Annotated in this window: 14 protein-coding genes and 1 pseudogene; all 15 read left to right on the top strand. The window is 60.5% G+C overall.

The window, feature by feature from the left end:
- The coding region (locus VJV58_RS09655) for a PrpF domain-containing protein (RefSeq protein WP_324137112.1) at nt 1-891 on the top strand (891 nt) is incomplete at its 5' end.
- 73 nt (nt 892-964) lie between these two features.
- Nucleotides 965-1,993, top strand: coding sequence for an amidohydrolase family protein (locus VJV58_RS09650; RefSeq protein ID WP_324137111.1), 1,029 nt, complete (start codon nt 965-967; stop codon nt 1,991-1,993).
- 1 nt (nt 1,994) lies between these two features.
- On the top strand, nt 1,995-2,690 hold the full coding sequence (ligK, locus tag VJV58_RS09645; RefSeq protein WP_324137110.1) for a 4-carboxy-4-hydroxy-2-oxoadipate aldolase/oxaloacetate decarboxylase: 696 nt from the start codon (nt 1,995-1,997) through the stop codon (nt 2,688-2,690).
- Between the two features lie 5 nt (nt 2,691-2,695).
- Nucleotides 2,696-3,619, top strand: coding sequence for a DUF1932 domain-containing protein (locus VJV58_RS09640; protein WP_324137109.1), 924 nt, complete (start codon nt 2,696-2,698; stop codon nt 3,617-3,619).
- 11 nt (nt 3,620-3,630) lie between these two features.
- A complete protein-coding gene (locus VJV58_RS09635; protein ID WP_324137117.1) occupies nt 3,631-4,545 on the top strand; it encodes an amidohydrolase family protein in 915 nt (304 codons plus the stop codon).
- 11 nt (nt 4,546-4,556) lie between these two features.
- A complete protein-coding gene (gene ligA / locus VJV58_RS09630; RefSeq protein WP_324137108.1) occupies nt 4,557-4,946 on the top strand; it encodes a protocatechuate 4,5-dioxygenase subunit alpha in 390 nt (129 codons plus the stop codon).
- On the top strand, nt 4,946-5,800 hold the full coding sequence (locus VJV58_RS09625) for a class III extradiol dioxygenase subunit beta (RefSeq protein ID WP_324137107.1): 855 nt from the start codon (nt 4,946-4,948) through the stop codon (nt 5,798-5,800). The genes ligA and VJV58_RS09625 overlap by 1 nt, the downstream gene beginning before the upstream one ends.
- A gap of 1 nt (nt 5,801) precedes the next feature.
- The gene (locus VJV58_RS09620) at nt 5,802-6,761 is read left to right on the top strand and encodes a Gfo/Idh/MocA family oxidoreductase (protein WP_324137106.1); all 960 of its coding nucleotides are present in this window, start codon (nt 5,802-5,804) and stop codon (nt 6,759-6,761) included.
- Between the two features lie 283 nt (nt 6,762-7,044).
- Nucleotides 7,045-7,461 carry a hypothetical protein gene (locus VJV58_RS09615; RefSeq protein ID WP_324137105.1) on the top strand — a complete coding sequence of 139 codons (417 nt, stop codon included), beginning with the start codon at nt 7,045-7,047 and terminating at the stop codon, nt 7,459-7,461.
- 200 nt (nt 7,462-7,661) lie between these two features.
- A pseudogene (locus VJV58_RS22385) lies at nt 7,662-7,781 on the top strand (zinc ribbon-containing protein); the annotation flags it as partial.
- Nucleotides 7,782-7,902: 121 nt separating this feature from the next.
- Complete coding sequence (locus VJV58_RS09610; protein WP_324137104.1) at nt 7,903-8,931, top strand: YihY/virulence factor BrkB family protein; 1,029 nt, start codon at nt 7,903-7,905, stop codon at nt 8,929-8,931.
- A 172-nt stretch (nt 8,932-9,103) separates the two neighbouring features.
- Nucleotides 9,104-9,343 carry a hypothetical protein gene (locus VJV58_RS09605; protein ID WP_324137103.1) on the top strand — a complete coding sequence of 80 codons (240 nt, stop codon included), beginning with the start codon at nt 9,104-9,106 and terminating at the stop codon, nt 9,341-9,343.
- 104 nt (nt 9,344-9,447) lie between these two features.
- A complete protein-coding gene (locus VJV58_RS09600) occupies nt 9,448-9,669 on the top strand; it encodes a hypothetical protein (RefSeq protein WP_324137102.1) in 222 nt (73 codons plus the stop codon).
- A gap of 56 nt (nt 9,670-9,725) precedes the next feature.
- Nucleotides 9,726-10,091 (top strand): hypothetical protein, encoded by a 366-nt coding sequence (locus VJV58_RS09595; RefSeq protein ID WP_414641457.1) that lies wholly within the window; start codon nt 9,726-9,728, stop codon nt 10,089-10,091.
- Nucleotides 10,092-10,525: 434 nt separating this feature from the next.
- Nucleotides 10,526-10,762: a hypothetical protein gene (locus VJV58_RS09590; RefSeq protein ID WP_324137101.1), complete on the top strand. Its 237-nt coding sequence runs from the start codon at nt 10,526-10,528 to the stop codon at nt 10,760-10,762.
- Nucleotides 10,763-10,800 lie beyond the last annotated feature (38 nt).

Genomic DNA, 10,800 nt, shown 5'->3' with positions numbered 1-10,800 from the left:
CTTAATTTCCTGTTTGCCCAGTTGCAGCCCGACAAGGACACCGTCGATACCACTCCCAACTGCGGCAACATGCTTGCCGCGGTGGTGCCCTTCGCCCTCGAGACCGGGCTGGTCCGACCCAAAGGCGATAGCACCACTTTGAGAGTCTTGACCCTCAACACCGACATGCAATGCGACATCACCGTGCAAACGCCAAACGGTCAGGTCGAGTATGAGGGAACGTCGCGCATCGATGGCGCACCGGGCACGTCGGCCCCGATCACGATTAACTTCCTCGATACGGCGGGCTCGGTCGCGCCTGGCCTGCTTCCGACCGGGAACGTGTGCGACACCATCGATGGCCTTGAAGTGACGTGCATCGACAACGGCATGCCCTTGGTGATGTTCAAGGCGAGCGACGTCGGCCGAACCGGCTACGAGAACGTCGAACACATGAACGCCGATACCGAACTCAAGGCGCGGATCGAGCGACTGCGGATCGCCTGCGGTCACGCCATGAAGCTCGGCGACGTGACCGCCAAGAACTATCCAAAGATGACTCTGATCGCGCCGCCGCGTGCTGGTGGCAGCATCTGCACCCGCAGCTTCATCCCGCATGTCTGCCACGAAGCGATCGGCGTACTGGCCGCGGTGACGGTGGCGACAGCCTGCGTGCTCGACGGCTCGGTCACCCGGGGCATCGCGTCGATGCCATCGGGCAATGTCAAGAAAGTGTCCGTCGAACATCCAACCGGCGAGTTCAGTGTCGAGATCGAACTCGATCCGGCCAACCCGCAAAATGTAACGCGCGCCGCGCTGCTGCGAACCGCGCGACTATTGATGCGAGGCGAGGTGATGGTGCCGCGGTCGGTTTGGACCCGGCAGCCGACAGCCGCCGCGGCGGGAAAGTAGAATTCGAAAGAGACCAAGCAAAGCGACGATGCAGCGGCCCGATCGGGCCTGCCGCCATCCGGGAGGGAGCCAATTGATTATCGACGTGCACGGGCATTACACCACCGCGCCGAAGGCGCTCGAGGACTGGCGCAACCGGCAAATTGCCGGGATCAACGATGCAGCCGCCAGGCCAAAGGTGAGCGAACTCAAGATCAGTGACGATGAGCTTCGCGAATCCATTGTCAACAATCAGCTCAAGAAGATGCAGGAGCGCGGCAGCGATCTCACTATCTTCAGCCCGCGCGCCAGCTTCATGGCCCATCACATCGGCGACTTCAACGTATCCTCCACCTGGGCTGCGATCTGCAATGAACTATGCGCCCGCGTCAGCCAGCTTTTTCCCGACAGCTTTATCGGCGCTGCGATGCTGCCGCAATCGCCGGGCGTCGATCCAAAGACTTGCATTCCCGAGCTAGAGAAATGCGTCAACGAGTACGGCTTCGTCGGGATAAACCTGAACCCCGACCCGTCGGGCGGGCACTGGACCTCGCCGCCGCTGCCGGACCGGCACTGGTACCCGATCTATGAAAAGATGGTGGAACTCGATATCCCCGCCATGATCCACGTCTCGACAAGCTGCAATGCGTGCTTTCACACCACCGGCGCGCATTACTTGAACGCGGACACCACCGCCTTCATGCAATGCCTGACCTCGGATCTGTTCAAGCTGTTTCCGACGCTGAAATTCCTGATCCCGCATGGCGGCGGCGCGGTGCCTTATCACTGGGGCCGGTTTCGCGGTCTGGCCCAGGAGCTGAAGAAGCCGCTGCTGAAAGAACATCTGCTGCAGAACATCTACTTCGACACCTGCGTTTATCACCAACCGGGTATCGATCTCCTCACGAAGGTGATCCCGGTCGACAACATCTTGTTTGCCAGCGAGATGATCGGCGCGGTGCGCGGGATCGATCCCGAGACCGGTTTCCCGTACGACGACACCAAGCGCTACATCGAGGCATCGACGATCCTCACGCCACAGGACAAGCAGAAGGTTTACGAGGGCAACGCCCGGCGCGTATTTCCGCGCCTCGACAAGGCGCTGAAAGCCAAGGGGAAGTGAAATGAGTATCCCGATGAACAACCTTGGCGTGGTCAGGCGCAACATTGTTCGCGCCGACAAGGCAGCGGTCGAGAAGCTGTCGCGCTTCGGCGTCGCGACGGTGCACGAGGCGATGGGCAGGGTCGGCCTGATGCATCCCTACATGCGACCGATCTATCCCAGCGCGCAGGCCTGCGGACCTGCGGTTACCGTTCTGCTGCAGCCGGGCGACAACTGGATGATGCATGTGGTGGCCGAGCAGTTGCAGCCGGGCGATGTGGTGGTCGCGGCCTGCACGGCGGAGAACACCGATGGTTTCTTTGGCGACCTGCTCGCCACCAGCTTTCGGGCGCGCGGCGCAAAAGGCCTGATCATCGATGGTGGCGTCCGTGACGTGAAGGACCTGACCGAGATGAATTTCGCGGTTTTCTCCAAGGCCATCAGCGCCAAAGGCACGGTGAAGGCCACGCTCGGCTCGGTGAACATTCCGGTGGTTTGCGCCGGAGCGCTGGTCAATCCGGGCGACGTGGTGATTGCCGACGCCGACGGCGTGGTGGTCGTTCCCGCCGCCACCGCTCAACAGGCGGCGGATGCGGCCGAGGCGCGCGAGGCCAACGAAGAGGAGAAGCGAGCCAAGCTGGCGAGCGGCGTGCTCGGACTCGACATGTACAAGATGCGCGAGCCGCTTGCCAAAGCCGGCCTCAGATATATCGATTGATCGCCATGTCAGTCACCTCAAACCGTTGGCATGTCGGCCTCGTCGGATATGGCGAGGTCGGCCGCATCCTGGCCGAAGACCTTCGCAAGCAACACATCAACGTCAGCACCTATGACACCAAGCTCGGCGGCGATCAGGCCGGCCCTTTGCGGGAGCATGCCGCGGCAATCGAGGTCGGGTTGACTTCTTCGCACGCCGAACTCGCCGCCTCTGCTGATCTCGTTATCTCCGCCGTCACCGCAAGCCAGGCGGTGCCGGTAGCAAATGCGTGCGCGCCGGCGATGAAAAAACAGGCCTGGTTTCTCGACTTCAATTCGGCCTCGCCCGGGGCGAAACGCCGTGCCGCCGAAATTATCGATGGCGTCGGCGCGCGCTATGTCGAAGGCGCGGTGATGACGTCGGTGCCGCCCTATCGCATCAAGGTGCCATTGCTGCTCGGCGGCAAGGGTGCCCGCGAGCTTGCGCCGTTGCTGGTCGAACTCGGGTTCGATGCCAAGGTTGCCAGCGACGAACTGGGCGTCGCCTCGGCGGTCAAGATGTGCCGCAGCATCATGATCAAGGGCCTGGAAGCGATGGTGATCGAAAGCTTCACAACCGCGCGCGCCTATGGCGTCGAAGACGCGGTGCTTGCATCATTGGCGGAGACCTACCCTGGCATCGACTGGGAAAAGCAGGGTGCATATTTCTTCCAGCGCGTAATCGAGCATGGCCGCAGACGCAGCGAAGAGGTGCGCGAGGTGGCCGAGACAGTGCGCGAGATCGGACTGACGCCGTGGTCGGCAACGGGCACCGCCGAACGTCAGGCCTGGGTCGCCGATCTGTCCGATCAAGGCCTGTTCGGATCGAAAGACAGCAAGGAATTTGCCCGCAGCCCGGACTGGCGTATCGAAGCCGACCGTATCCTATCGAAGCTGAAGCCCGACACATGAACAACGTAGCGGTGGAATTTCAGAAGACTCCCGGCTGGCTGGACTGGTACGCCGGCCCGTCGAAGCCCCGGTTCAGGGTGCCCGCAGGCGCGGTGGATGCACACTGCCACGTGTTCGGGCCGGGCGCCGAATTTCCCTACGCGCCCGAACGCAAATACACGCCATGCGACGCGTCGTGGCGGCAGTTGTTCGCGCTCCGAGACCATCTCGGGTTTGCTCGCAACGTGGTCGTGCAGGCCACCTGCCATGGCGCCGACAACCGGGCGATGGTGGATGCGCTAAGGCATTCCGGCCGGATGGCCCGTGGCGTCGCCACCGTCAAGCGCAGTGTCAGCGACGCGGAGCTTCGCGCCATGCACGATGCCGGCGTCCGCGGCGTCCGCTTCAATTTCGTCCGCCGCCTCGTCGATTTCACCCCTAGGGACGAATTGATCGAGATTACCGGACGGATCGAGAAACTCGGATGGCATGTGGTGATCTACTTCGAGGCGGTGGACCTGCCCGAATTGTGGGAGTTCTTTACCTCGCTACCCACCATTGTGGTGGTCGATCACATGGGCCGGCCCGACGTCAGCAAGCCCATCGATGGCCCGGAGTTCGAGTTGTTTGTGAAGTTCATGCGGGATCACCCGAACGTCTGGTCAAAAGTCAGTTGCCCGGAACGCCTGTCGATCACCGGCCCGCCGGCGCTGAATGGCGAGCGCAATCCATACCGCGACGTAATCCCATTCGCGAAACGCATTGTCGAGAGCTTCCCCGATCGCGTGCTCTGGGGAACCGACTGGCCGCACCCCAATTTGAAAGATCACATGCCGGATGACGGCTTGCTGGTGGATTTCATTCCGCACGTCGCGACTACGCCTGAACTGCAGCACAAGCTGCTGGTCGATAACCCGATGCGGCTATACTGGCCCGAACATTCCTGAGGAGACGACCCATGTCGCTCGACAAACCCTACAAGGACGTACCCGGCACCACGGTCTTTGACGCCGACATGTCGCGTCAGGGCTATCATTTGAACCAGTTCTGCATGTCGCTGATGAAGGCCGAGAACCGGGCACGCTTCAAGGCCAACGAACGCGCCTACCTCGACGAATGGCCGATGAGCGAGGAACAGAAGCAGGCCGTGCTCGCGCGCGACCTCAACCGCTGCATCGCGCTTGGCGGCAACATCTATTTCCTCGCCAAGATCGGCGCGACCGACGGCAAGAGTTTTCAGCAGATGGCTGGCAGCATGACGGGCATGACCGAGGAACAGTACCGCGAGATGATGGTCAGTGGCGGACGCTCCGTCGAAGGCAACCGCTACACTGAGGAGAAGAAGTAATGGCCCGCATCACTGGGAGCGTCTACACCTCGCATGTGCCCGCGATCGGCGCGGCGCTCGATTTGGGCAAGGCGGCCGAGCCATATTGGCAGGCGGTGTTCAAGGGTTACGAATATTCCAAGCAATGGCTCCGGGATCACAAGCCGGACGTTATCTTTCTCGTCTATAACGATCATGCCAACGCATTCAGCCTCGACATAATCCCGACCTTTGCGATCGGCACCGCGCCGGAATTCACGCCGGCGGATGAGGGTTGGGGCCCTCGCCCGGTGCCGAAAGTCATCGGCCATCCGAAACTCGCCGCTCATATCGCGCAGTCGGTAATTCAGGACGATTTCGATCTCACGATCGTCAACAAGATGGACGTCGATCATGGCCTGACGGTGCCGCTGAGCCTGATGTGCGGCCAGCCACAAGCCTGGCCGTGTCCAGTGATCCCGTTCGCGGTCAACGTCGTGCAGTACCCGGCGCCATCGGGTCGCCGCTGCTACATGCTAGGCAAGGCCATTCGCAAGGCCGTCGACTCTTTTGACGAGCCGCTAAACGTTCAGATCTGGGGGACCGGCGGCATGAGCCACCAGTTGCAGGGTCCTCGCGCCGGGCTGATCAACAAGGAGTTCGACACCGCTTTCCTCGACCGACTGATCGGCGATCCGGATGGGCTCTCAACGATGCCGCACATCGAATATGTCCGCGAGGCCGGCAGCGAGGGCATCGAGTTGGTGATGTGGTTGATCGCGCGTGGCGCGATGGACGATGTGAATGGCGGCGAGGCACCGACCGTGCGCCACCGGTTTTACCACGTGCCGGCGAGCAACACCGCGGTCGGCCATCTCATCCTGGAGAACAATTGACGTGACCAGGACGATCAAAGTCGGCCTCGCCGGCGCCGGCGCGTTCGGTATCAAGCACCTGGACGGCATCAAGAACATCGAGGGGATTGAGGTCGTCTCGCTGGTGGGCCGCCGGCTGGAGCCAACCCGGGAGGTGGCTGCCAAATATGGCGTCGCGCACGTCACCACCGATCTCGCCGACAGCCTTTCCCTCGCTGAAGTCGATGCGGTCATTCTTTGCACGCCGACCCAGATGCATGCGGCACAATCCATCGCCTGCCTGAAAGCCGGCAAGCATGTGCAGGTCGAGATCCCGCTCGCGGATTCCTGGCGCGATGCGCAGGCCGTCCTCGAAGCGCAGAAGCAGAGCGGATTGGTCGCAATGTGCGGCCACACCCGCCGATTCAACCCCAGCCATCAATGGGTACATCGCAAGGTCGTAGCCGGTGAGTTCAATATCCAGCAGATGGATGTGCAGACATTTTTCTTCCGCCGGTCGAACATGAACGCGCTCGGCCAACCCCGCAGCTGGACCGACCACCTGCTTTGGCATCACGCGGCCCACACTGTGGACCTGTTCGCTTATCAGACCCGCTCGCCCATCGTGAAGGCTAACGCGGTTCAGGGACCGATCCATCCGACGCTCGGAATCGCCATGGACATGTCGATCCAGCTCAAGGCAGCCAACGGGGCGATCTGCACGCTCAGTCTCTCGTTCAACAATGACGGCCCGCTCGGCACGTTCTTTCGCTACATCGGTGATACCGGCACCTACCTTGCGCGATACGATGACCTCTTCAACGGCAAGGATGAAAAGATCGACGTTTCGAAAGTGGACGTTTCGATGAACGGGATCGAGCTGCAGGATCGCGAGTTCTTCGCCGCCATCCGTGAGGGGCGCGAGCCGAACTCGAGCGTCGCCCAGGTTTTGCCGTGCTATCAGGTTCTGCACGGGCTGGAGCAGCAGCTCGCTGCCGGCTAAATCGCGCGGCGCGAGCAACCGGATTGTTTCGCTGCTGCATCGCACAGCAGCCGCAAATGTACTGTGCCCCCCATTCCGAAAGGCTATTTTAGCCGCGCAGCGCCGTACTTTGGTCGAACGTGAGTTCGCGCGTGCCCCCCGCTGCGGAGTGGTGATCGGCGGTTCGGACGATTGCGATCAGCGTGCATCCCGCAATTCACACCATCTTTTTTGGCGGATGCTGCAACCAACGGCATTGAAGAAGGTTTTGCAATCGCTGGGCGGCCTTATCAGGAGCGCATCCATGTGCGATTACAGCTTACACGCGGTCGCGAACCGTCCCGCCGAGTTGGCGGAGACGTTGGTTTCGACCAAATTCCCAAACACGACGACCCGAGGCTTTTCGGCGCCGGACAATCCGAATATGGCGGTTTGTCTTCGTCCCGGGACTGAGTTGGCGTTCGAGGACGATGTTCAAACTGATGGCGTGATTTTTCGCAAGAAGGTTCGCGATCGACTGGCGCGGTTTCGGCGAATACGGGCCGACGAACCCCACCAGCATCACGATGCGCTGGAATTTTCGAACGGCATGATCGTACTGCTCACCGATCTCGTGCCCGGACAGCGAGCCACCGTGCTGCAACTGCCGGCAAAACCGATCGAGGAAAAGCCCGACGTATTCGCGCCGACAACGCTGGGACGCCGTCTCACCGAGGTTTAGCCCCGGCAGTCGATTGTGACTGATTGAACACATGGACGCAGTGACGTTCTTTCGAACCGCGGCATCTCGTTTTGAAGACGCCGCGGTTCGATCGTTTTCAGGTTGAAAACATCGATCGTCAGACCTGAGACCTCATCACGAATTTGGTGATCGGCATGGCAGCCAAGGCTGGCGAGACCCCTTGAGAAACCGGCGACTTCCGATGTGCGCGGTGTCATCAGCAGACGCATGTAACCAAAGGTCATAAAATTCCCAAGTGCCCGCATTGCGGAAGTGACACTTTCGACACCCGATATCACGAACCCGGCAACAAAAGCTGATCGGCAAGCCTCGCGCTCGATTGCGCGACCGTTCGGCCTATTCCCCTCCCGCTTAATCCCATCGGGGAACGATGGAGGGGTTCTGGAATTGGACAAAACTCGGGTACGGCTGAGAAGTCCCATGCCAAATGTAAGATATTTGAACGGACGCGAGGGTGGGCGTCCTGCCGCTAACAACAATGTCTCCGGCAATGCTTCGGCCGCGGAGCAGCACGGGCGACACGCGGCAACGCCCTGGCAAATTCCCTGGCGCGGCTGGAAAGATATTCTCATCAGAACTTACGAGCAGATCAATGAGGACCGCCTTCTGGCGGTAGCAGCCGGCGTTGTGTTCTACGGCTTGCTGGCGCTGTTTCCGGCTATTACCGCGATCGTGTCCTGTTATGCGCTGTTCGCGAAGCCCAGCACCATCAACGATCACTTATCGATGCTGTCGGGGATATTGCCTGGGGGCGCATTTGACATCGTGAAGGAGCAGGTCGGCCGCGTCCTCGAAAAAGGCAATCTCAAACTGGGAACGGCCTTTGTCGTGAGCTTCCTGTTCGCGCTTTGGAGCGCCAATGGCGGAATGAAGGCCATCATCGATGCCCTGAACGTGGTCTATGACGAACAGGAAAAGCGCGGCTTCTTCAAATTGAACGCGGTATCCTTGGCCTTTACCTTCGGGGGACTTTTGGCGGTCCTGATCGCGATCGGCACGGTGGTCGCCCTTCCGATCGTACTGGCGACGATCGGTCTCGGCTCGATCACGGAAATTCTGTTTCAGGTTGGAAGATGGCCGCTGCTGATCGTCTTGATGCTCTTGGGGCTTGCCCTGCTTTATCGGTTCGGCCCAAGCCGGCGCTCTCCGCAGTGGCAGTGGCTATCCGTCGGCAGCGTCTTTGCGACGTTGACGTGGCTCGCCGGTTCGGCCCTGCTTTCTTACTACCTGGCGAACTACGCGAATTACGATGCGACTTACGGCTCGCTCGGCGCGGCGATCGGCCTGATGATGTGGATGTGGATGTCCACAATCGTTGTCCTGTTTGGAGCAGAACTGAATTCGGAAATTGAGCATCAGACTAAAGTGGACAGCACCGAAGGCGGCGGTAAGCCGCTGGGACGGCGCGGAGCGCACGTCGCGGATACCGTGGGCGAAGCCAAGGCGTGAACGCCAAGGCTTGTTCGGGACGCCCAGCCTAACGCGCGACGCGGCCTTTGCCTGAAAAAAGTCCAAGTTGCGGGAACCCGGCCAGCCGCTTGCTTGTTGGCCGAAATGAAGCACCCGAGGAAACCGCAAAAGGAATGTCAGCTCCGTCCATGATGTATCAAAGCGTTGGTAAATGAAGCTCACTCACAAGTTTGAATTATTGGCGCCGGAAAGGCGTCCGCAGGATCCTCGTCTGGATGGATCGGGCCTTCGCTTCGAAACCATGGAGCACGGCGGGGAATATCCGGATGCAATGCCGCAGGCGATCAAGCTGATCGATGCGCAAGGCCGCTCCTGCATTTACGTCCCGATTTCGCAGGACGGCAAAGTCGTTGACACGCAACGGTTTGCGTTCGACTTCGGCGATGATTGATCGGCCGAAACCTGGTTTGATGCCGCCGGTCCGGAACTTTTTCAGAACAGTCGAATTTGAATAGTTGCTTCTATGATCTTGCCGGGCAATCAGGAGTGTAAGCGATGGCAGTGCAAATCGTAATGGATCACAACGGCGACACGCGGCATGTTTTCGATGCCAACAACGCGAAAGAACTTGCCAGGGCCGAGAAGCGGTTCAGGGAATTGACGGGCGCCGGCTTCACCGCGGCGACGCGTACCGGATCAGGCGATGCGAAAGTCATTCGCAAGTTTGACCCCACTGCGGAAGAAACGCTGTTCGTGCCGCGGCTCGTTGGCGGCTGAAAATCCGGTCTATGTTCGGGCAAGCGCGAGATCTTTTGACAGCGCGATGCCGGGAGTTGCTGACGAATAGCGCGCGTTGGGCAAAAGCCTTTTCCGACTGGTTTCGCGAACCGGGCCGCGCTCGTGAAGCGCGCGGCATCAAGTTGTTGCGGGAATGGTTGTCGCCGGAGCAACTCGCTCAATACGACCGCTTCGGCTATTTCGACGTGACCGGCTGCGACAGCGGCAAGCGATATCGCATACGCCACGGCACCGGCACCAACATCTATGAGATGGACGATGCTGGCCAGACGAGAACTGGCTGGTGTTTCGTGCCCGACGGCTACCTGGTCGCCGGCGACGTCGTGCTTGCGCAGAAGATTGCGCTCGAAACCGACGAGGTCGGCGCCCTCACGGTGGCGAAGCATTTTGTGCTGAGATAGCCGCCACGAACGCCGTTATCTTTGACACCGATACGCCAGCGGTAACAACTTCGTGCAAGAGTCGGTTGGCGCACAAACTCCTCCGTTCGCGTGAGCTAGCTTGATTGCCTAACCTCCGGGTTAGCGTTCCTCTAGACGGCCCCGCCCCGCTCGCTGCGCCCCGCTGCGGGCGGGGCATTCCGTTTAAGCGGTCACGGGCTCGGTTAGCCAGAACCATGCGCCTGAAGCCAAGCGATCTTCCGGGGCTCGCAAGCTTCGGCTTGTGCAGCGCATATTTTGAGCGGTTCTTCACCACGGACAAGCCGGCGGATTGAGCAGACCTCGGGGCCGGTTCGATAATGGCCGCCTGGCACAAGAAATGCGAAGCCGATCGGGGATGGCGTGAGTTTCCCTGTGCAAAGTGAACCGACCCGAACGTTATTGCGATGTCTCTGATGCATGCGGGAAGAACGCAAGGGGTGGTGCAGTTCATGGCAAATTACCGGGCTTATGCTCTGGGTCAGGACGGCCACTTCGTCGGTGTCCAGGTGCTACTTTGCGCCGACGATGCCGCAGCAATCGAAACGGCGAGGCGCCTGTTCCAGGGTCAGATCGTCGAGCTTTGGTGCGGTGATCGCCTCATCGTCCAGATGAACGAGTCCAGGTCGAATCTCGACGGGCCCGCCCTCTGAGCCCTTGGTTTCCGCGCGCGACGGCGAAAGCGTCGTGG

Origin of the sequence: Bradyrhizobium sp. (assembly GCF_035273305.1) — a bacterium.
GTDB lineage: Bacteria > Pseudomonadota > Alphaproteobacteria > Rhizobiales > Xanthobacteraceae > Bradyrhizobium.
This window is presented reverse-complemented; position numbering and strand designations above follow the sequence as displayed.